Genomic DNA, 20952 nt, shown 5'->3' on the forward strand with positions numbered 1-20952 from the left:
GAAAGGGATGTGCGCCATGCATCCACTGCGCAGGGCTTTGCCCGCATTGATCGTTCCGCTGTGCGTGGCGGCGACGGCGGCGTTGTCGGCGCCGGCGGCGCCGGTCTCGGCGGCCGTGAACACCTGCCGCGCCACCCCGTTGCCGACGCTCGGCAACGCGCACACCGAGGTGACCGCGGGCGAGCCCAGCGGCCGGTATCTCGTCGGACGGGCATCCGACCCCGTACCCAACGCCGAACCCATCCTCCACAGCCTGATCTGGGACCGCGGCGTGCCACGCCTGCTCGACACCGAACCGGTGCGACCGTACGTCGACGTCCGTCCAACGGGCGTCAACCAGAGCGGAACGGTCGTCGGCTTCCGGATGACCGACAACAACAGCTTCCACACTGACGCCTGGTCCTACCGCGACGGCCGGTTCACGCTGCTTCCCGGACTCAGCGCGTCCGACTCGACCGAACCCGTCGCCGTCAACTCGCGCGGAGACGTCGCCGGCACGTCGCAGTCGGACGACACCGGGTGGCACGCGGTCGTGTGGCCGGCCGATCGTCCGGGCACGGTCCGGGAACTGACCGTGCCAGGCAAGTACGGCTGGACGTTCGCCTTCGACATCGACGAGGACGGCACTGTGCTCGGCCAGCTCGGCAGCGTTCCCGGCGGAACGCCGTACGTCTGGCCGGCGAGCGGCTCGCCGTATCAGCTGACCGCGCCGGCGGGCCTCACCGAGGTCCACGCCAAGCTGATCAGCAACGGCCTGGTCGTCGGCGGCGCGCAGCGGGGATCCACCCCGGTCGGCCTACGGTGGAACCTGGCCAGTCGTAGCGTGCAGGTCGTGTCGGCAAGCTACGGTGGCGCGCTCGCGCTCAACCGCTGGGGCACCGTCGGCATCGTCGGCGCGCTCGTCCGCTCGAACGGCCAGATGGTTCCGCTCGGCCGCACCGCCAGGCCGCTGGTCGTCACCGACCGCGACACCGCGGCGGGCAACACCGATCCGTTCACCGGCATCCCGGTGGTCTGGACAGGGTGCTGGACCTACCGCTATCAGCCGAGCTGACAACTCGCGAGATTCCCTGGGCCGGCAGACTGCCGAAGACGGGAGAACGCTTCTCCTCCACTATCAATCTATATAACGCACCGGCCCGTGCGAGGCACAACCGGGGTGGTCATCACGCCCAACGCCATGTTGCAGAATTTCCGGCCGAGGCCGTACTCCTCTTCCCGGAGCTGATGACGTGAACCCCTTGAACACCAGCGCATTCGACCTTCCCGGCAATCTCGCGGCCAAGGCCGACCCCAAGCTGATCGCCGCCGACGAGAGGCACTTCGCGGCGATCGCGGAGAGCCTCGAGCACTCGATCGCCGAGCTGTCCGACCGGCTCGACGACACCCGCAAGGCGCCCGGCGGCACCGGCCAGGCAGCCCTGGACCGCGACCTGGAGGTCCACCGCCTGACCGCTCGGCTGCGTGCCCTGCGCCGCTTCGGCCTGGACCTCTGCCTCGGGCACATGGTCAGCGCCGACGACCCGGACGGCGAGCCGGTGTACGTCGGACGCCTCGGGCTCACCGACGGCGACGGCCGCCGGCTGCTGATCGACTGGCGTTCACCCGCGGCCGAACCGTTCTTCGGCGCGACGCATGCCAACCCGATGGGGCTGGCCAGCCGGCGGCGGTACCGCTGGACGAACGGCCGGATCAGCGACTACTGGGACGAGGTGTTCAACCCGGACGGGTTCGAGGGCCATCACGCGTCGCTCGACGACCAGTCCGCGTTCATCGCCAGCCTCGGCAGCAGCCGATCGCCGCGGATGCGGGACGTGCTCGGCACCATCCAGGCCGACCAGGACGCCATCATCCGCGCGGGCTCCCGCGGAGCGCTGGTCGTGGACGGCGGCCCGGGTACGGGCAAGACCGTGGTCGCGCTGCACCGCACGGCGTACCTCCTCTACTCCGATCCCCGGCTCGAGCACCGCCGGGGCGGCGTGCTGTTCGTCGGGCCGCACCAGCCCTACCTGGCGTACGTCTCCGATGTGCTGCCCAGCCTGGGCGAGGAGGGCGTGCAGATCTGCACGCTGCGCGACTTCGTACCCGAGGGCGCGGCGCTGCCGCCCGAGACCGACCCGGAGGTGGCCCGGCTGAAGTCATCGGCCGAGCTGGTACGGGCGATCGAGCCGGCCGTCGCGCTCTACGAGGAGCCGCCGGCCAAGGGGATCACTGTCGACACCCACTGGACGGACGTCTGGCTCAGCCCCGCCGAGTGGGCGGAAGCCTTCCGGGCAAGGGATGCCGGCACGCCGCACAACGAGGCGCGCGACGAGATCTGGGAGGAACTGCTCAACATCCTGGTCGACAAGCACGAGTCGGAGTACGACGAGGAGGAGCTCGAACCCGAGGTCATCCGCAGGTCGCTGCAGCAGAACGAGGAACTGCGCACCACGTTCAGCCGGGCCTGGCCACTGCTCGAGCCGGCCGACATCGTGGGCGACCTGTGGTCGGTGCCCGCGTACCTGCGCAAGTGCGCGCCCTGGCTCGAGCCCCCGGACGTACAGACGCTGCAGCGGGCGGACCCCGCGGCCTGGACGATGGCTGACCTGCCGCTGCTGGACGCGGCCCGGCAGCGGATCGGCGACCCGGAGGCGGCGCGGCGTCGTCGTCGCGAGGAGGCCACCATCGCCGCCGAACGGGAACGCATGGACCAGGTGGTCGACGAGCTGATCCAGTCCGACGGCGACGGCATGTTCGCCCAACTGCGTCAGTACGGCATCCGCAAGGCCCTCGTCGACTCCGATGCCGTGCCGGTCTCCGACCCGGACCTGCTGGCCGGGCCGTTCGCCCACATCGTCGTCGACGAGGCGCAGGAGCTGACCGACGCGGAGTGGCAGATGCTGCTGCTGCGCTGCCCGTCCCGCAGCTTCACGATCGTCGGTGACCGGGCCCAGGCTCGCCATGGCTTCACGGAGTCGTGGGAGGAGCGGCTCCAGCGGATCGGACTCGATCGGATCGAGCTGGCGTCGCTGAGCATCAACTACCGGACGCCGGAGGAGGTCATGGCGGAGGCCGAGCCGGTCATCCTGGCCGCGCTTCCGGACGCCAACGTGCCGACGTCGATCCGCGGCAGTGGCGTGCCCGTCGTCCACGGGTCGGTCGCCGAGCTCGACGCGATCCTCGACAGCTGGCTCGCTTCGCACGCGGACGGGATCGCCTGTGTGGTCAGCGCTTCCGGTGCTTACGGTGCCGACCATGAGGAGACGTCGCAGGTACGGTCGTTGACTCCGGTGCTGTCGAAGGGACTGGAGTTCGACCTGGTCGTACTCATCGACCCCGACACGTACGGCGACGGCATCGAGGGTGCGGTCGACCGTTATGTGGCGATGACGCGGGCGACGCAGCAGCTGGTCATCCTCACGAGCCCGTGAAGTAATGGCCGGCGTCGAGGTCTTCGAGCAGGCCGGGGTGGGCTGGTTTCCAGCCGAACAGGTGCTGGGTGCGGGCGCTCGATGTCGGGTTGTCGAGCGTCATGAACGGCGCGAGGAAACGGAAGCGCTCCGCCTGCTCGGCCGGGAAGCTCCGCGCCGGCACGTTCAGGTGACGGCCGATGGCCTCGGCGATCCGGCGGGTGGGTACGCCCTCGTCGCCGACGGCGTGGAGGCGGGAGCCGGCCGGGGCGTTCTCCAGGGCCAGCCGGTAGAGGTGGGCGAGGTCGCGCGTGTGGGCGGCGGGCCAGCGGTTGGCGCCGTCGCCGACGTAGCCGGAAACCTTGGTGTCGCGGGCGATCCGGATCAGGGTCGGGACGAAGCCGGTCTTGTCCAGGTCGCTGTGCACGACCGGCGGTATCACGACGACCGAGGCGCGGACGCCGGCGTCGGCGAGGCGGAGGACGGTGTTGCGGGCGGCGCCCCGGAGGCTTTCCTCCCGTACGTCGTCTTCCTCGACGGCGGTGCGGCCGATGCCGGCGAGGGACAGCGTGCCGGAGACGCCCAGCAGGACTTTGCCGGTGCCGGTCAGGGCGTCGGCCAGGGCTCGGATCGCGGCGAGGTCGACGGCGGCCGCGCCGGCGAAGTCGCCCGTGGTCATGAGGTCGTGCCGGAAGGCCAGGTGGATCACGCCGTCGGCTTCGGACGCGGCCTTGCGGAGTCCGTCCAGGTCTTCGAGGTCGCCGTTTCGTGGGGTGGCGCCGAGGGCTTCGAGCTTGGCGGCGGAGGCCTCCGACCTGGCCAGACCGACGACCTCGTGGCCGGCCTGGATGAGCTCGGGGACCACGGCGGAGCCGATGTGACCGGAGGCGCCGGTGACGAAAACGCGCATGTTCTTGTTCCTGTCTGCGGGTAGCGGGTGATGGGACTTAGTGCCGTCACTGTAGCGCATGTGACGAGACTGAGTCCCATCACATAGGCTGTACGCCATGGCTCGATGGCTCCCCGACGCCCGCCGGCGACTGATCGGCGCCGCGCTGGACCTGTTCGGCGAGCAGGGCTACGACCAGACGACCGTGGCCGAGATCGCCGAGCGGGCCGGCCTGACCAAGAGCACGTTCTTCCGGCACTTCCCCGACAAGCGGGAGGTGCTGTTCGCGGGCCAGGACATCCTGAGCCAGCTCCTCGCCGACGCGATCGCCGGCGCGCCGAGCTCCGCCACCCCGCTCGAGGCGGTCGCCGCGGCCCTCGACGCCGCGACGGGTGTCTTTACCGAGGAGCAACGGGAGTACGGACCGCGCCTGCAGGCCGTCATCGCAGGCAACAGCGAACTCCAGGAGCGGAACGCGATGAAGAGCGCCGGCCTCGCCGCCGCGATGACCGACGCCCTCCACGCCCGTGGCGTACCGGATCCGACGGCGAGCATCGCGGCCGAGATCGGGGTGCTCGCGTTCAAACGAGCCTTCACCCGCTGGACCGACCCGGCGAGCGAGCCCGAGCTTCCCGCGATCGCCCGTCAAGAGCTCGAGAGCCTGCGCACAGCCACCGCCGCCCTCGGCTGACGCTTCTCCGATCTACGTTCTCGCCCTAGGCCGGCGCTTTGGCGGCGCCGTGCAGCGAGCGGACTCGCGACCAGTGGGCGGCGACCAGGAAGACCGCGAACATGACGAGCAGGGGAATCCAGCGCGGGTCGTCGAGCATGAGGTCGTCGGCGGCTTGGTGGCGTTGGGCGGCGGTCAACACCTGCGTCGAGTGCTCGGCGTCGGCCCAGCCGAGGCGAGCCGGAACGAAGGCCAGGTACGTCCACACCCGCATCGCGAAGTAGGTGGCCGCCGTCGCCAGGATCAGGACGCGGCGTGGGCCCGGGCGCCAGCCGAGCACGATGACGGCCGGGATGATCAGCACCTCCAGGATGCTGTTGACCACTATGTAGTACGGGATCGACGGCAGGAAGGTCTGCTCCAGCGTCTCGCCGGTGACCGAGGCGCTGTCCAGCGTTCCGGTGAGGAGCAGGATCGCCATCAGGCCGCCGCAGCCGGCGAACGCGAACCCGATGGCGCCGAGGTAGACGAACCCGTCCTCGAGCCAGGCACCCAGCATGGGCCGGCGCGCCTGGATCCACAGCCCGAGCCAGCCGATCACCGCTCCCCAGGCAGCACCGGCGAGGACGGCGAGCGGTGTCGGCAGGGCTTCGGACAGGTTGAACCAGCCCGTGATCACCGCTGCGAAGGCGATGACCAGCAGGATCGGAACACGGGCGATCGGCGGCGAGGTGCGCATGTTTTCAGGCCTCCCTGGGCTCTGCGTGCGATTGGCGCACACAGTCCAGCAGATCGCTGCTTTGCGCAGCTACCGCTTCAAGCAACTATCAGGGAAAGGCCCGGGCGATCCCCGACCTAACCGTCGGCCGGTCGCGGCCGGCGGCTGCCGTGCGAGCGCCCACCCGCGCGCAGCCGCTCGGTCTCGGCCTGTGCGTACGAGCGCCCGTCGCGCAGGAAGGTCAGGAGGAAGCTGAGCTGCTCGTCCGTACAGCCGGCCAGCTGCCGGCCCCAGCGCTCGCCCATCGGCTCGTAGTAGCGGCCGATCTCCGCCACTCGCTCGGGTACGACCCGCACGACGACCTGCCGCCGGTCGGAGGAGTCGCGCTCGCGGACGACGTACCCGCGTCCCTCCAGCCGGTCGACCAGCCGGGTCGCCGCGCCCGTGGTCATGCCCATCAGCTCGGCCAGCCGGACCACGCCGATCGGCCCGAACTCCAGCAGCGCGCCGATCGCGTGGACGTCGGTGACCGGCATCTCCAGCTGGTTCGCGATCGCGATCTGGAAGCGCACGGCCGACGAGATGTACCACGGCATCTCCTGCAGCAAGCTCGCGTACAGCTCCTCGCGTTTCGGCATGCACCCCATCGTGACAGAGGCGGCCGAGCGCGGCCCGAAACTAGGCGTTGTCGAGCCGCTCCAGCAGCTCGGCGCCCAGGGTGATGTCGACAGCCTCCAGGGCTTCGTCGAGCTGGGCGATCGACGATGCTCCGAACAACGGGATGACGACCGGATCCTGATGCAGCATCCAGGCCAGCACGAGCTGGTTCACGGTCACGCCGAGCTCGGAAGCGACCTGGCGCAACGTCTCGTACCGCGCGTACGCGGACGGGTGGGAGTAGCCGCGGGCGGCGGGGAACGGGCGCTCCGGACGACTGTACGAGCCGGACAGCAACGGCGTGTGCGACACCAGCGTCAGGTCGCGATGCTCGTTGAGGTAGTCGAGGTGCTCGACGTTGACGGTCTGGACGTGCGTCGTGCCCATCCGGCGAATGCTGTCCGGCGCCAAGGGCTTCGGCCACAGGTAGGTGTAGTGCTGCTGGATCACGGCGTACTTCGCGACGCCCTGGTCGTCGGCCAGGTGGCGGGCGCGTTCCAGCCGCCAGGCGGCCGTGTTGCTGCAGCCGATCACGTCGACCACGCCGTCGGCGGCCAGCTGCCCGAACGTCGCGACCGTCTCCTCCAGCGGTGTGGCGCGGTTGTCGATGTGCGCGTAGTACAGGTCGATCCGCTCGACGCCCAGGTTCGCCAGGCTGTCCTCGACGGAAGCCTGGATGGTGGACGCGGCGAGCCCGTCCCAGTGCTCGTCGCCCGGGTCGCCGGGAACGGTCGTCTTGGCGCCACACTTCGTGGCGACGACCACCTGGTCACGGATGTCACGCTCTCGCATCCAGCGGCCCAGCAGCTTCTCACTGGTGCCAGCGCTGCCGTGCCACTGACCGTAGTTGTTCGACGTGTCGATGAACGTGCCGCCGGCCTCGACGAACCGGTCGAGGATCGCGGTGGAGGTCTCGGGATCTGTGGAGGCGCCGAAGTTCATCGCACCCAGGCACAGCGCGCTTACTTTCCGTCGTCCACCAATGGTTCGGTACAGCACAACAGGACCTCTCGTATCGTGGGTTGAGCGGCTGCCGGGGGGCGGTTTCCCTACCAGGGCAGCGGATTCGCCGCGAGGCGGCGGAAGCTCAGGCTGGAACCGTCGTCACCGGGGCGCGCTGGTAGCCGGCGATCTTGCTGTTGATCACGTCGAGATCGCGGTAGAGGCCGGCGATGTGGTCGAGAACCCTGTCGCGGTGGGCTTCCAGGAGCTCGCGACGTTCCTCCACGCTCGCCTCGCCGGACCGCAACAGCTCGGCATAGCGCTGCATCTCGCTGACCGGCATGCCGGTCGCGCGTAGGCGCATCAGCATCACGAGCCGCCGCAGGTCGACCTCGGTGTACTGGCGGTAGCCGGACCCGTCACGCCCTACGTGCAGCAGGCCGACGCGCTCGTACCAGCGCAGCGTGTGAGTGGACAGGCCGGTCAGCGCCGCGACCTGGCCGACGGTGAGCGGCCCCTCGACGTCAGGAGTGATCTCGTCGACGGCGCAGGTCTTGGTGTCCGGTTTGCTCGTCACGCACTTCAGCATGCACCTTTGAGTGCGCTCTAAGGCAAGCCGCTGAGCCCAACTATTTTCCGGGCCCGCCGGCCAGGACCGCCCGAAGGGAGGCCTCCAGGATGTCGACACCGGCGTGGAGCTCGGAGTCACTGGTGGTGAGCGGCGGCGCGATCCGGAAGATCCCGCCCATGCCCGGCAGCTGGACGATGTTGAGGTGCAGCCCGCGCTCCAGGCAGGCGGCCGTCACCGCCTGGCCGAGAGCGTCCGCCGGCGCCTTGGACGCCTGGTCGGCCACCAGCTCGATCCCCTGCAGGAGCCCACGGCCCCGCACGTCACCGACCACGTCGTACCGATCGCGCAGGTCCAGCAGGCGCGAGCGGAGCTGCTCGCCCAGCACGCCCGCGCGCTTGACGAGGTCGTCGCGCTCGATGACCTCGAGGACGGTCAGCCCCACGGTCGCCGCCAACGGGTCGGAGACGTGGGTGGTGAAGAACAGGAAGCCGCGGTCCCGGCAGACCTGTTCGATCTCCGCGCTGGTCACCACGGCCGCCACCGGCAGGCCCGCGCCGAGCGTCTTGGAGAGCGTGAGGATGTCGGGCGCCACCCCGTCGCGTTCGAAGGCGTACAACGTGCCCGTACGGCCGAGGCCGGTCTGGGCCTCGTCGACGATCAGCAGCATGCCGCGCGCGGCGCACAGTTCGGAGAGCCGCGCGAGATAGCCCAGCGGCAGCTCGATGATCCCGCCGGACGACAGGATCGGCTCGACCAGGCAGGCCGCCAGGGCACCCGTCGACTGCTGGTCGACCAGCGCGAAGCCGTACTCCAGCTCGGCTTCCCAGTCGTAGGAGCCGTCGGCGCGCCGGAACGGCGAGCGGTACGCGTTCGGCGTCGGCAAGGTCAGGTTGCCGGGCAGCGTCGGCCCGTAGCCTCGCCGCCCGGCGGAGAAGGTTGCCGCCGCGGCGCCGGACGTCATGCCGTGCCACGACCGGTCGAACGAGACGACTTCGTACTTGCCGGTGTAGAGCTTCGCCAGCTTGATCGCCGCCTCGTTGGACTCCGCTCCGGTCGTCAGCAGCAGCGTCTTGTCCAGACCGGCGGGCAACGTCGCCGCCAGCCGCTTGGCCAGCTCGACGACCGGCCGGCTCAGCATCCCGCTGAACAGGTGGTCCAGCGTGGCGACCGACTCCGAGACCGCGCGCACGATGTCGGGATGCGAGTGCCCCAGCACCGCGCTCATCTGGCCGGAGGTGAAGTCGAGGATGGCCGTACCGTCACTGTCGTAGACGTAGGAGCCCGCGGCTCGCTCGATCACCCGCGGCGTGAACGCCGCGCCGTAACGGACTATGTGCCGGTCGACGTCATCCCAGAAGCTGTCCACACCCGACGACTGTAGAGGCCGAGCTTTCCGTCCAGGCGGACAGCGTGCTCGTCAGCCGAACGTCACTCGCCGGACCCCGGCATGCGGCCGTAGTGCTCCTCGGTCGCCTGCCAGTTGTCGGCGATTCGCTGCGCCGCGTCGTTGACGGTCTCGGCGTCTTCTTGCTTCCGCGCCCAGGCGTTGGCGGTGTATTCGCAGGCGAAGAAGAACACGGCCGCGACGGCGATACCGCCGCCCTGCCCGGCGGACTGCATCGAGTCGGCGGCCTGTCCGGCCAGCCTGGATGCCTGCGGCAGGCTCTCGTCGGCCGAGCGCTGAATGCCTTTACCGAGATTCCGGACGAAGTCCCGGTCGATAAGTTTCGTCTCACCCACGTTGGGAGCGTACCGCTTTCTCGGCAGATCGACGTCGGCCGCCGACGCCGCCCTGTGGATAACCTCGCCGGTCCTGACTACGATGTGAGCCCGTGGACTACTCGCTGCTTCACGTACGCGCGACGGCGGACAATGTCGACGACGCCCTGCGGACGATCGCCGCCGGCTGGAACGGCCAGGTGATCGCGCCGCAAGCCCATCTTGCCGAGGTCTGGTCGACCGTGGTGGTCACCGGACGGACCGCGTCGAGCGTGGCGCCGTTGCTCAGCGAGTTCCTCGATGCCCGGGTGGTGACGGCGAACGTCGCAGGCGACGGGTTCGGCCTGTCGTACTATCGGCCCGGCTCGCCCGAGCTCCGCGCCGACGGCAGCGATGACTCGGCGGTGAAGGATCTGGCAGCGGCGTTCGGCAAGGACACAGACGCACTGCGCGGCATCCTGCGCAGCCCGGCGCCTCCGGCCCAGCGGCACGCGGAGGCCGCCGAGCTGCTCATGCTGCCGCTGCCGGTGCAGGCCAGTCACCAGCAGCCGTTCGAGGCCCAGCAGACCATCCAGCCGTCGCAACTGCGGTCGGAGACGTCGCGGTTTCGCAGCCGGCGCCGGTTGCGGCGGATCTTCGGCGCGCTGGGCGTGCTGGAGTTCGTCGCGTTCCTCGCCGTCGACTACTTCTGGTTCCTGGAGCCGAGCATCCTGGTCGTGCCCGCCCTGGCCGTCTTCGTGGTCAACGGCATCGTCCTCATCCTGCTGTGGCGCAAGGTGAAGAACCCGCCAAGCAGGTCTTGACGCGGAAGCGAGCGGCCGGCTCGCGGCTCAGCGGTCGCGCTCGTCGTCGGGCCGGCGCGTGCTGGTCATCGACTCGCCGTTGATCCGCATGCGTTCGACCATGTCCATCAGCTGGGTGGTCATCGTCTGCGTCTCCTGCATGAGATCGCCGATGGACCGCTCGATCTCGGGCATCTTCTGCAGGAACTCCTGCGGGTCGACCGCGGTGTCCTGCGCGGAATCCTGCATCAGCCGCTGAATCTGCTGCTGGGCGTCCTTGCGGGCGTCGTTGACCAACCGCGCGATCTCGGTGGCGAGCTCGTCCGACGGCAACCGCAGCGCGCGCGGGTCGAGCTCGATCTTTTGTACGCCCTCGGCCTCGGTGAAGCTGACCTTGATCCGTTCGTCCTCGCTGGCCGCCTGGCCGACGGCCGAGACGGTGGCTTCCTGGATCTCCCGGATCTTGGCCAGGCGCTGCTCCTGGTCCTGCCTGACCTCGTCGGAGGTTCGCGAAAGGTCGAGGAAACTGAAATCTTGCGACATAGCCTTTTCCTATCAGCACGTACGTCCCTGGCGGACGTACGCGTCAGATCTTCTCCCAGATCTTGATTTTGTCGAGGTACTTGTCGGCGATGTCACCGATCGTGTCGCCGCCGGCACCAAGGAGGTCCTTCAGGCCGCCGCCGTCGTCGAGCCGGATCTCGTCGCTGATGCCGGCCTGGAGCGTGCGTACGCCGAGCAGGCTCGCGTGGGCCAGCCCGGCCATGGTCATCGCCTCGTCCATGATCTGGATGATCCTCGGGAGCATGTTGGCGACGGGCGTCAGCGCACTGCGGATGCTGGCGGCCACGCCCTGGCCGAACGGGATGCACATCGCGACCCAGAACGCCGCCGCGCCGGCTGCGAGAACGCCGCACAGGGCGGCGGAGATCGCGTGCTGGGCGAACCGCAGCGTCGCGATGATCGCCGTCATCATCGCGGCTTCCTCAGCGAGGCAGGCGGTGTTGACGGCGGCGTCGCGGTCCTTGCGGAGCCGCTCGGAGTAGGCCTTCTGGTCGTTCTGGTTCCAGACGTCGGGCGAGATGCTGTAGTAGTGATGGTTGAGCGCCTCGACGTAACGGCGGCCTTCCTCAGCCGACTGGTCGATCTCTGAACACGCGCGCAGCATCTGGCCGGTGTCGGTGACGATGAGCCGAAGCCGGATCGGCACGCTGGTCGCGATGTCCTGGAACGACGCGTGGCCGGACAGGCCGCCGAGGTAGCTGCCGCCGGGGAGGTTCATGGTGTTCTTGGCCCTCGGGATCTTGCCGGCCATCGACTCGATCTGCTTCATCAGCATGCCGCTCTTGGCAGCCGGAATCGGCTGCAACAGCTCGGGCCACACAGTGCAGGCGACGAGGCAGGTGTAGAACGCGGTTTCGCCGAGCGCCTTGCCACTGGACAGGCCACTGGCCATCGAGTCGTAGTTGTTGCCCATTCGACGAGAGTAGCAGCCTGATTTGCCTGCTCAGCGGGCCAAAGCCCGGCCTGTGGACAACGGTGCGCCGAGCTCCGTACGTCATTCCTCCGGATCCTCGTAGAGCCAGTCGAGGGTGTCGGCGGTGGTTTCGGCGTGGACGACCACGCGTGGTGGCAGAAGCTGATTCGCGGCGACCACGCCGGCCAGGACGTAGGCGCCGCGGCCGAGGGTCAGGGTGTGGTGGCCGGCCTCGTAGCGGAACGCGTGGATGTCGACCGGCGGCAGGAAGTCGACGCCGATCGCGTTGCGGAGAACGGGCTCCAGGCCGCCGCGGGCGTCGGCGTGAGTGTCGGTCTCGAGGTCGGGGACCTGCAGCCAGACCGGCTCCGGATCGTTGAAGTAGCCGACCAGGATCGTGGCCGGCGCGGGGAGCGAGATCTCGAGCGCCACCTCCCCGGCGTATCCCGCACGGCGCGGGATCCGGACCCCGCGCAGGCCGTCGAGCTCCTCGGCCAGCCGGCGGATGTTGCCGTCGCTGTCGGCGAACACCGACGTTCCCTTCCGGACGGTGAACGTCTCCGCCGACGGCGTGTGCAGCTCGAACTCCGCCGCTTGGTACGGCTCCGGACGCCCGTCCACAGCCCGCAGGGCAGGCGGCAGCTCACCACGTTCGAGCAACGAGACGTTCCGCCGCAGGTTGGACAGCTCCGCTTCGTACTCCGGCAGGCACTGTCGCCAGTGCCTGTACGCCGAGCCGTCCGGGAACGGCACCTTGCGTTGCGGCGTCTGCATCGAGTTGGCGTAGTGGTAGGTCCGGTCCGTGAGGTCCGCCAGCTCGCGATACGCCTCCACGCTCGCCGAGACCTTCGCCACGGCCGCCCGCAGCAAGCCGAGATCGCCGTGGCCGGTTTCCCGGTACGTCATGATGTCAACCGCCGCCGACACCCGCTCCGCGTAGAACCGGGCCAGCAGCGCGAGTGCCTCGACGTCGGTACGCAGCCGCTCGTACTCCGGGGCGTTCGCCGACACCCCGTCCGCCCCACGTGCGATCGCGGCCGACGCCTCGTCCGCCAGCCGCCGCACGTCCGCGATCACGTCCAGCGGTGTCTCGCCGACGTGCGGCTCCCCCGCGATCTCGCGGGCGACATAGAGCTCCAGCCGCTCGCCCTGCGGCGCATGCGAGTCCCACAGGTCGGCCCACGGGCGGAACCTCGCGGCGTTCGTCAGCTGCGCCATCAGCATGCCAAGGCTCAGCGTCTGCCGGTTGCCCTCGGTGATACCGAACCGCCGCACCAGCTGTGGCGCGATCCGCCCCATCGCCTCGTACGCGTCCAGCGCCGCCGCGCCGGCCCGCGCGCCGCCGAACCGAGCCGCCAGCCGGTCCACCCAGTACGCCCGTTCCGCCTCCGGTGGCCGGTCCGCCTGCCAGGCATAGCGATGCCAGGCCTCGTACCAGATCCAGTCCCGGTCCAGCTGCCGCAGCCGCGGCTCCGCACGATCCGGTGAGTAGGGCCATTCCCAGTAGAACAAGGGATACAGGTGCAGTCCGCCCGCTCCGAGCCGGTGCTTGATCGCCTGCGCACACCGCTGGACGAACGACACGGCGCCATACCGGAACGGCTCCAGGTTCGCCAGGATGTGGACGTTGACGATGTGAGCGCTGCCTTGCGACGCCAGAAACCTGTGCGTGGCCTGCCATTTGCCGCGCGGGCTGCGCGTCGTCAGCGACTCACCGTTGTACTTCGCCTCGGTGAACAGCCGCGGATAGCGCGGCAACGCCTTCTCCAGTACGGGCCGCAGGTCGACCGCGTGGTTCCGGACGATCACCGGCGGCGGCTCCGCGAGTCCGGCCGCCGCCACGGCGTCGGACACGCCGGCCAGGATCACATCGGCGAACCAGTCGGCGCCGTAGATATCGGCCTGCAGCGCCTCGCCCAGGCAGACGTACAGCCCGATCGCGGTGTACTCCGCGACGAACGCCGCGATCGCCGCCCGGGTGTACGCAGCCACCAGCGGCGTCGGCTTCGGCTGTCGCAGCGGGATGCCGTGGTACTCGGCGAACGGCAGCGGGATGTGGATGTTGTAGAACTTCAGCACCACCCAGATGCCACGCCGGTCGGCCTCGATCGTGAGCCAGTGCAGCACCTCGCGGTTCAGTGCCAGCTCCTCGTCGGTGACCTCCTGCGCCTCCGGATACTCGTCCAGCCGGACGAACGAGGCGAACGGGTGCCCGCTCCACAGGTAGACCACGTTCGCCCGCTGCTCGAGCAGCGTCTCCAGGAGACTCAGCCAGTGCTCGCGGTCGTAGAACCACGGGAAGCGGTCCGGCGTGATCGGGTACTCGTAGGTCTGCCGCGGCGGCTCGACCGTCGTCTTCTGCAGGCCGATCGCCGGACCGCGGAGTGCGAGGTCAGGCGTCTCGCCGTGGTCGAGGTCGCGCGGCAGCCCACCCGCCCGGCGGACCTGCCGGGCCAGCTCCTGGCAGCCGTACAGCACACCGGTGTCGTTGCCACCGGTCACGACGGTCAGCCCACCCGGGAGGCTCGACAGGTAGAACCCGTCCGCCCCCGGCTCGGGTGTGGTGTAGAGCAACACCTCGGCCTGCTCGAGCTCGGCGACCAGCGTCGAGCTCGACCGGCTGCCGACGTAGACCGTCGGGCCTTCGGGGCGGTCGCCAGGACCGGCCGGCGGATCGGCCGAACCCACCTCCAGGCCCTGCTCGCGCAACGCCTGGGCGAGCAGGTCCACGCCGTGACGGACCCGCGCGGAGGCGTCGGAGTGGTGGGCGATGCGTACGTCTGTCACGAAGTCTCCACGTTCTTCATCGCCTCCGAGCGTCCGGTCCGGCCGGCCGGTCGAGCCAGGTCACGTGGGTGGGCTTGGCCGGCGCCGGCGCCGCTGCCCTTCGGCGTGCGCTTCGTCGTCGGGCTGGTCTCGAGGAAGCGGTAACCCGCCATTGCCGAGGCTGTGAGCAGCACGCCGGCCGACAGGACGAAGGCCCGCCCAGACGGTTGAACCGGTGACTCCATGGCTGTCACGTTAGGAAGCCGCGGAGACGCCGGCCAGAGACTGCCTTGCTATCCGCCAGGACGATCTTGCGTTCGCAGCTCGCGATATCGGCTGGGCGTCATGCCCTCGAGCCGGCGGAACGCACGGCTGAAGTAGGCCGGGTCGGCAAAGCCCACGCGCCTGCCGATGTCGGCCACGACGAGATCGGTGGTCTCCAGCAGGGCCCTGGCTCGCCGCATCCGGAAGCGCTGGAGGTATTGGAGCGGTGACAGCCCAACAGCGTCACTGAACAAGTGGCAGAGATGGGTCGGGCTCACCCCGGCCACCATCGCGAGCTCGGCCAGGGTGAGCGGGCCGGCGAAGTGATCCGCGACGTAGGCGAGCACCGGAGCCAGCCTCGCGTGTGCCGGCGACACGGTCGAGGAGTCGCCGGCCCGGTCGACCGACCAGAGCAGGCCGAACAGGCGGGTGATCGCCGCGTTCGCCAGCAGGACGTGCTCCGGTGAGCGGTCGCCCACCTCGCGGCTCATGATGGCCGCGGCCGCCTGGAGCTCCCGCATGATCTCTGGTTCCGGCCACAGCAGCACGGGCAACGCCGCGAGCGCCTGTGGCGCGTGCTCGCCGAGAATCCGGGCCTCGAAGTGGAGGACGTAGCTGCGGAGCGGATCTCGCGGGTCGTGCTCCGCCCAGTGCGGCACCGCTTGCGGCACCAGCGCGACGGCGCCGGCCCGCAACGGGTGTTCGGCGCCGGCGACGGACACCCGGCCGGTGCCGGCCAGGATGATCCAGACCTGGTGGTTCGGCAGCACGCGAGGGTCGAGCCGCCAGGTGGGCTCGTGGTGGTGGAGGTTCGCACGCAACGCGACCAGGGTGACGTCGGACCAGAGCTCGTCGCCGTGGGCCCCGGCGGCCGGTGCCGGTGCTCTCGGGCGGTCCTTCGTCACCGAGCCGGGCATGGTTACCGGAGCCCTTCCACGGGCCAGGCGACCAGCGCGGCGCGCAGGCTTTCGGTGGCGGCGGGGGTCAACGGCGAGTGCGGTGGGCGGACTCCGCCGGCCTCGAAGCCGGTCGTTCTCAGCAGCTCCTTGAGGACGGCGACGTTGTAACGTCCGTGCTCCTCGGTGCGCAGGGCCTCGACCGGCGTGATCAGCTCCATCAGCTTGTTGAGCAGCGGCCGGTCGCCGGCCAGGACCGCCTGCCGCACGGCCAGCGCGAGGTCCGGGCGTACGTTGGCGATGCCGGAGGTGAAGGCCGTGAGGCCGAGATCGGCGAACGCCGGGACCTTCGCCTCGGCCGAGCCGTTGATCCAGGTGCAGTGGTCTGCCGCGCCCTCGTCGAGCAGCTCGGCCAGCGTGGTGAGGTCAGGGCGGGCGTACTTCACCGCGACGACCTCCTTGCGCGCGGCGAACTCTGCCAGGGCGGCCTTGCTGAGCCTCGTGGTGCGAACGTAGAGAACGACGGGCAGCTCGACGCGCTCACAGATCTGCTGGAAATAGGCCGCGACACCGCCGCCGTCGCCGAACGGCTCCGCGGGCTCGTGGACCATGACGGCGTCGTAGCCGAGGTCGTGGGCGCGTTCGGCGTCGTCGAGGGCACTGCCGAGGCTGCCGGCCAGGCCGGCGATCAGGGCCGCGTCCCGCCGGCCGGCCGCGACCGCGCACAGCACGATCTCGCGTTCGGCAGACGTCAGCTGGTGGACCTCGGCGGTGTTGCCCAGAGCTGTGAGCACACGGATGCCCGCCTGCTCGAGCCGGCCGGTGAGGTCGATCAGGGCGGTGGCATCGACGGCGTTCGTCCCGTCGAGATAGGGCGTCACGAGGACCGCGACCACGCCGTCGATCACTGGCTCATCTCCTCGAGTCTCCTCAGTGGCGGCCGTGCGATAGTGGTATACCACGATGCTAGCATCGCACTATGGCAGTAGTGGGTGGCCAAGAACGGCTCTCGCTGGAGCAGCCGATCTCGCGCGGCGACCGGGTGCGCGACGCGCTGCAGGAGGCGATCCTCGACGGCCGGCTGCGACAGGGTGCGCCGCTGGTCGAGCGAGAACTCTCGGCGTGGCTCGGCGTGTCGAAGACGCCGATCCGGGAGGCACTGAAGCAGCTGCGGTCGAGCGGGCTGGTCGTCGCCAACTCCTACCAGGGCATGAGCGTGCGCACGCTCGACGCCGCCACGGTGCGCGACGTGTCGGGCGCGCGTTCGGTCGTCGAGCCGGAGGCGGTGCGGCAGGCTGTCGTTGCGCGAGGCGCCCGGCCTTCGCCTGGCGCCCGGCAGGCGCTCGAAGAGGCTGCGGCGCTGCTCGAGACCGGGCAGCCGGCGCAGCTCGGGTTGGTCAACCGGCGGTTTCATCATGAGTTGTATACCGGGTGTGGCAACGAACTGTTGGTCGATTTCCTCGACAAGCTGCAGGGATTGAACGCATTCATCGCAACGGCGGGCTGGCGGGCGTCCGCGACGTACGACTCGGAGTGGCAGGAGCACTCCGCGATCCTGTCGGCGTACGAAGCCGGTGACGCTGCGCTCGCGGCGCGATTGCTGCGGGAGCACATCGAGCGGTCGGCGGAGGGGGCACTGCGGTCGCTCGCGGCCGGTGATCCTTCGTGACCGTACTCACGGGGTGCGGCTGACGCCGGTGGCGACTCCGCGTACGACCGGACTGGTCTGCGGGCACGTGATCGTGGAGCTGTCGACCTCGGACGGGCTGGTGGGGCTCGGCGAGATGTCGGACTTCCAGCACCTGCCGCGCTATCACGTCGAGGTGCCGGAGCTGGAACGCACGCTGTCGGAGCTGCTCGTCGGCCTGCCGGCCGGCATCGAGGGCGCGGACGAGGTCGAGCGGCGGCGCTGGAGCTGGCGCCGCAGGGCATCCGGGTCAACGCGGTGGCGCCGGGCGCCGACATCGCCGCCCACACCCTCGCCCACACCCTCGCCGTCGACGGCGGGCTCAGCGCCCAGGCCTGCCAACCGTCCGAAGAAGGCCTGTAGCGGCGCTTTCGGTCCGTTCCTTACCCAACCTTGACGTCCCGACCTGCGGTGTTGATGGCGGGTTGGCGTAATCTCCGACAGCAGCGCGCGGGGGTGCCTGGTTCCGCCGCGGGCGGCTGAGGAGGATCTTCGTGGGTGATGAGCAGCCGATGACGACGTCCGACGACGAAGCGCATATCAAGGCGGGGGACCCTGACCGGTCCCGGGCGCGCGACACGGTACGGCTCGCTGTCGTCGTGGCGGCGCTGGGTGTGGTGTTCGGCGACATCGGTACGAGCCCCATCTACACCATCCAGACGGTGTTCAACCCCGCCGATCCGCATCCCGTGCCCGTCAGCGAGAACAACGTGTTCGGCGTGGTCTCGCTGATCTTCTGGTCGGTGATGATCATCGTCACCCTCACCTACATCCTGCTGGCCCTGCGCGCCGACAACGACGGTGAGGGCGGCATCATGGCGCTGATCACGCTGCTGCGCCGATGGGGCACCCAGAACGGCCGGCGTTCGCGGTCCGCGCTGATCCTCGCGGGCGTCGGGATCTTCGGCGCGGCGTTGTTCTTCGGCGACAGCATGATCACACCGGCGATCTCGGTGTTGTCGGCGGTCGAGGGCCTCAAGGTCGCCGCCCCCTCGCTGGAGCCGCTGGTCGTGCCCATCACCGCGGTGATCATCATCGTCCTGTTCTTCGTGCAGAAGCACGGAACGGCCGCGGTCGGGCGCATCTTCGGCCCGGTGATGATCGTCTGGTTCGTGACGATCGGTGTCCTCGGCATCGGGGGCATCACCCACCACCCAGGGATCCTCGCCGCGCTGTCGCCGACGTACGCCGTCGGTTTCGTCGCCGGCCATCCCGGCATCGCGTTCTTCGCGCTCGCCGCCGTCGTGCTCTCCGTCACCGGCGCCGAGGCGCTGTACGCCGACATGGGGCACTTCGGGCGGCGGGCGATCACGCGCGGCTGGCTGGGCCTGGTGCTTCCGGCGCTGACGCTCAGCTACTTCGGTCAGGGCGCACTGGTCCTGCAGGACAACGCCCACATCTCCAGCCCGTTCTTCCTGCTCGCGCCGGAATGGGCCCGCATCCCGCTGGTCGTCCTGGCCACCGCGGCCACCGTGATCGCCGCGCAGGCCGTGATCACCGGCGCCTACTCCGTCGCGTCCCAGGCCGCGCAGCTCGGCTACCTGCCGCGGCTGCGGATCGCGCACACGTCGGAGTCGACGATCGGGCAGATCTACGTGCCGTGGATCAACTGGCTGCTGCTGGTCTCGGTGCTCACGCTGGTGTTCGCGTTCCGCAGCTCGGCCGCGCTCGCGTACGCCTACGGCATGACGGTGACCGGAACGATCACGATCATGACCACGCTGTTCTTCTTCGTCGCCCGCCGCAAGTGGGGCACGCCGCTGTGGCTGCTCGGCATCGGTGCCGGCTTCCTGCTGGCGATCGACCTGCTGTTCGTCGCCGCCAACCTCACCAAGCTCGTCCACGGCGCGTGGCTCCCGCTGCTGATCGGCCTCACGGCGTTCACCGTCATGATCACGTGGCAGAAGGGCCGCGAGATCGTCACGGCCGAACGCGAACGGCACGAAGGAACGCTGAACGAGTTCATCGACGAGCTACGCGGCCGGGAGATCGAGGTCCAGCAGGTGCCGGGCACGGCGGTCTTCCTCAACCGCGGCATGCGGACGGCGCCGCTGGCACTGCGGGCCAACGTCGAGCACAACCATGTACGCCACGAGCACGTCATCATCCTGTCGATCGAGACCGAGCCCGTGCCCCGCGTGCCCGTGGACCAGCAGATCGCGGTCAACGACCTCGGCTACGCCGACGACGGGATCATCCACGTCACGGCGCGGTTCGGGTACATGGAGACCCCCGACATTCCCGGCGCGCTGGCCAGGCTCGATCCCGACACGACCGAAGGTCAGCTGCAGCTCGACCAGGCGTCGTACTTCCTGTCGAAGATCGAGCTCCGCCGCGGATCCGCGCACACCATGGCGCCGTGGCGGAAACGCCTGTTCATCGCGACGTCGTACGTCACCGCCGACGCCGCGGAGTTCTTCAACCTGCCCCGCGGCAGCACCGTCATCATGGGCTCGCACATCGAGGTCTGACTCTTGCCGAGACCGGCCAGGTTGGTTTGACGGCGATCCATGGCGACAATAGTCCGGTAGAGGTCCAGCAGCGCGGCCGCTTTGGTCGGGTGTGCCTGCTGGGAGGGCGAGGACCTCGTGGACGATCATGGGGCTTGGATTTCCGCGTACGACGCGGGATCGGTCAGGGTTGTCGTGGCGTGCGGTGAGCTCGACCTCGCCGTCGCGCCACAGTTGAAGGAACGGTTGCTGGTCGAGGTGGCCCGGCGCCCGGACTGCGTGGTTGTCGACTTGACCGAGGTCTCGTTCCTCGACTGCGCCGCTCTGGGCTCGTTGCTCGTGAGCAACCGCCGCGCCAAGTTGCTGGGCGTCGAGTTCGTGCTGGTCGGCGTCTCGGGTACGCCCAAACGGGTGCTCGCGTTGACCGGAACCGCCGAGGCGTTCGTCTCGCATCCGGACCTCGACACCGCACTGACCGCCTGCAAGGCGCGGCGCAACCCCGATCGCGCATCCGGATGAGCCGGGGCGGCCGGGATGACGAATCTGCCGGCGGTCGAGGCGTGCGCCTCACCTGTGATCGAGCGCCTCGGCGACGGTCGGGTAGCCGGGGATGTAGGGCGTCAGCCCGGCAACGCTCATCCGGGAGGCGATCGCAGGCGTGGCGCCGGCCACGCAGCAGTACGCGCCCGCGCGTACGGCATGGCGGTAGCCGATGATGAGGACCTGCAGGCCCGAGGAGTCCATGAAGCTCAACTCGGTCAGGTCGAGGATCACCCGGAACTGGCGCCAGCTCGCGCCGGAGTTGCCGTCGCCCGAGCGGCCGGTGCTGGGAAGGTCGGTTCGGGCGAACCCGGCGCCGGTGTATCCCGCGCCCGAAGCCTGGGCTCCGGGGAGTTCGACGCCGGCGGACACGTCATGGAACAGTCCGTCGATGGCGGCGAGCATCTGGGATCGCCAGATCGACGCGGTGGCGAAGTCGGCTTCGCCCACCGGCCTGATCACGAGCGCGCCGGCCAACTGCTCGACCTGCACCTCGAACCGTCTCATCTCATCTCCGCGGGAGCCGGCGAGA

General features: G+C 69.6%; 22 protein-coding genes. 8 read left to right on the forward strand and 14 right to left on the reverse strand.

Going from position 1 to position 20952, the window contains the following annotated elements; all coding sequences use genetic code 11:
• The first annotated feature begins 16 nt into the window (after nucleotides 1–16).
• Both ACYVF6_RS33240 and helR read left to right on the forward strand, forming a co-directional pair.
• A complete protein-coding gene (locus tag ACYVF6_RS33240) occupies nucleotides 17–1054 on the forward strand; it encodes a hypothetical protein (protein ID WP_460526989.1) in 1038 nt (345 codons plus the stop codon).
• Between the two features lie 178 nt (nucleotides 1055–1232).
• Nucleotides 1233–3413, forward strand: coding sequence for a HelD family protein (helR, locus tag ACYVF6_RS33245; RefSeq protein ID WP_460526991.1), 2181 nt, complete (start codon nucleotides 1233–1235; stop codon nucleotides 3411–3413).
• Here helR and ACYVF6_RS33250 read toward each other — a convergent pair.
• A complete protein-coding gene (locus tag ACYVF6_RS33250) occupies nucleotides 3400–4302 on the reverse strand; it encodes an SDR family oxidoreductase (RefSeq protein ID WP_460526993.1) in 903 nt (300 codons plus the stop codon). The two genes, helR and ACYVF6_RS33250, sit on opposite strands and share 14 nt — an antisense overlap.
• 97 nt (nucleotides 4303–4399) lie before the next feature.
• On the opposite strand from ACYVF6_RS33250, the gene ACYVF6_RS33255 reads away from it, so the two are divergent.
• Nucleotides 4400–4972 (forward strand): TetR/AcrR family transcriptional regulator, encoded by a 573-nt coding sequence (locus tag ACYVF6_RS33255; RefSeq protein ID WP_460526995.1) that lies wholly within the window; start codon nucleotides 4400–4402, stop codon nucleotides 4970–4972.
• A 25-nt stretch (nucleotides 4973–4997) separates the two neighbouring features.
• Here the strand turns inward: ACYVF6_RS33255 and ACYVF6_RS33260 are convergent, their stop codons facing one another.
• The 6 genes from ACYVF6_RS33260 to ACYVF6_RS33285 all read right to left on the reverse strand — a co-directional run bounded on the left by ACYVF6_RS33260 (nucleotide 4998) and on the right by ACYVF6_RS33285 (nucleotide 9579).
• Nucleotides 4998–5690, reverse strand: a complete 693-nt coding sequence (locus ACYVF6_RS33260) for a hypothetical protein (protein ID WP_460526998.1) — start codon at nucleotides 5688–5690, stop codon at nucleotides 4998–5000.
• A 116-nt stretch (nucleotides 5691–5806) separates the two neighbouring features.
• Entirely contained in the window at nucleotides 5807–6307 is a 501-nt protein-coding gene (locus tag ACYVF6_RS33265; RefSeq protein ID WP_460527001.1) for a MarR family winged helix-turn-helix transcriptional regulator, read from the reverse strand.
• 40 nt (nucleotides 6308–6347) lie between these two features.
• The gene (locus tag ACYVF6_RS33270; RefSeq protein ID WP_460527004.1) at nucleotides 6348–7325 is read right to left on the reverse strand and encodes an aldo-keto reductase family protein; all 978 of its coding nucleotides are present in this window, start codon (nucleotides 7323–7325) and stop codon (nucleotides 6348–6350) included.
• 88 nt (nucleotides 7326–7413) lie between these two features.
• On the reverse strand, nucleotides 7414–7845 hold the full coding sequence (locus ACYVF6_RS33275) for a MerR family transcriptional regulator (RefSeq protein ID WP_460527006.1): 432 nt from the start codon (nucleotides 7843–7845) through the stop codon (nucleotides 7414–7416).
• A 52-nt stretch (nucleotides 7846–7897) separates the two neighbouring features.
• Entirely contained in the window at nucleotides 7898–9205 is a 1308-nt protein-coding gene (locus ACYVF6_RS33280) for an aspartate aminotransferase family protein (RefSeq protein ID WP_460527008.1), read from the reverse strand.
• A gap of 62 nt (nucleotides 9206–9267) precedes the next feature.
• A complete protein-coding gene (locus ACYVF6_RS33285; protein ID WP_460527010.1) occupies nucleotides 9268–9579 on the reverse strand; it encodes a hypothetical protein in 312 nt (103 codons plus the stop codon).
• A gap of 92 nt (nucleotides 9580–9671) precedes the next feature.
• Between ACYVF6_RS33285 and ACYVF6_RS33290 the strand changes: the two genes are divergently transcribed.
• Nucleotides 9672–10361: a hypothetical protein gene (locus ACYVF6_RS33290; RefSeq protein ID WP_460527012.1), complete on the forward strand. Its 690-nt coding sequence runs from the start codon at nucleotides 9672–9674 to the stop codon at nucleotides 10359–10361.
• Nucleotides 10362–10388: 27 nt separating this feature from the next.
• Here ACYVF6_RS33290 and ACYVF6_RS33295 read toward each other — a convergent pair whose 3' ends face one another.
• The 6 genes from ACYVF6_RS33295 to ACYVF6_RS33320 all read right to left on the reverse strand — a co-directional run bounded on the left by ACYVF6_RS33295 (nucleotide 10389) and on the right by ACYVF6_RS33320 (nucleotide 16651).
• Nucleotides 10389–10883: a YbaB/EbfC family nucleoid-associated protein gene (locus tag ACYVF6_RS33295; protein ID WP_460527014.1), complete on the reverse strand. Its 495-nt coding sequence runs from the start codon at nucleotides 10881–10883 to the stop codon at nucleotides 10389–10391.
• Between the two features lie 43 nt (nucleotides 10884–10926).
• Nucleotides 10927–11817 carry a hypothetical protein gene (locus ACYVF6_RS33300; RefSeq protein WP_460527016.1) on the reverse strand — a complete coding sequence of 297 codons (891 nt, stop codon included), beginning with the start codon at nucleotides 11815–11817 and terminating at the stop codon, nucleotides 10927–10929.
• Nucleotides 11818–11898: 81 nt separating this feature from the next.
• Entirely contained in the window at nucleotides 11899–14604 is a 2706-nt protein-coding gene (locus tag ACYVF6_RS33305) for a beta-N-acetylhexosaminidase family protein (RefSeq protein ID WP_460527018.1), read from the reverse strand.
• Nucleotides 14601–14828, reverse strand: a complete 228-nt coding sequence (locus tag ACYVF6_RS33310; RefSeq protein ID WP_460527020.1) for a hypothetical protein — start codon at nucleotides 14826–14828, stop codon at nucleotides 14601–14603. The genes ACYVF6_RS33305 and ACYVF6_RS33310 overlap by 4 nt, the downstream gene beginning before the upstream one ends.
• A 48-nt stretch (nucleotides 14829–14876) precedes the next feature.
• Complete coding sequence (locus ACYVF6_RS33315; protein WP_460527022.1) at nucleotides 14877–15752, reverse strand: helix-turn-helix transcriptional regulator; 876 nt, start codon at nucleotides 15750–15752, stop codon at nucleotides 14877–14879.
• A gap of 14 nt (nucleotides 15753–15766) precedes the next feature.
• On the reverse strand, nucleotides 15767–16651 hold the full coding sequence (locus ACYVF6_RS33320) for a dihydrodipicolinate synthase family protein (RefSeq protein ID WP_460527024.1): 885 nt from the start codon (nucleotides 16649–16651) through the stop codon (nucleotides 15767–15769).
• A gap of 71 nt (nucleotides 16652–16722) precedes the next feature.
• Here ACYVF6_RS33320 and ACYVF6_RS33325 point away from each other — a divergent pair, with 71 nt between their 5' ends.
• The 4 genes from ACYVF6_RS33325 (at nucleotide 16723) to ACYVF6_RS33340 (ending at nucleotide 20399) form a co-directional block, all read left to right on the forward strand.
• Nucleotides 16723–17412, forward strand: coding sequence for a GntR family transcriptional regulator (locus tag ACYVF6_RS33325; protein WP_460527026.1), 690 nt, complete (start codon nucleotides 16723–16725; stop codon nucleotides 17410–17412).
• 13 nt (nucleotides 17413–17425) lie between these two features.
• Complete coding sequence (locus tag ACYVF6_RS33330) at nucleotides 17426–17827, forward strand: hypothetical protein (protein WP_460527028.1); 402 nt, start codon at nucleotides 17426–17428, stop codon at nucleotides 17825–17827.
• A 97-nt stretch (nucleotides 17828–17924) separates the two neighbouring features.
• Nucleotides 17925–19901 (forward strand): potassium transporter Kup, encoded by a 1977-nt coding sequence (locus ACYVF6_RS33335; RefSeq protein WP_460527030.1) that lies wholly within the window; start codon nucleotides 17925–17927, stop codon nucleotides 19899–19901.
• A 117-nt stretch (nucleotides 19902–20018) separates the two neighbouring features.
• Nucleotides 20019–20399 (forward strand): STAS domain-containing protein, encoded by a 381-nt coding sequence (locus ACYVF6_RS33340; RefSeq protein WP_460527032.1) that lies wholly within the window; start codon nucleotides 20019–20021, stop codon nucleotides 20397–20399.
• Nucleotides 20400–20447: 48 nt separating this feature from the next.
• On the opposite strand, the gene ACYVF6_RS33345 is transcribed toward ACYVF6_RS33340, so the two are convergent.
• Nucleotides 20448–20927 (reverse strand): STAS domain-containing protein, encoded by a 480-nt coding sequence (locus ACYVF6_RS33345; protein WP_460527034.1) that lies wholly within the window; start codon nucleotides 20925–20927, stop codon nucleotides 20448–20450.
• Nucleotides 20928–20952: the final 25 nt, after the last annotated feature.

This window comes from Flindersiella endophytica (genome assembly GCF_054779015.1).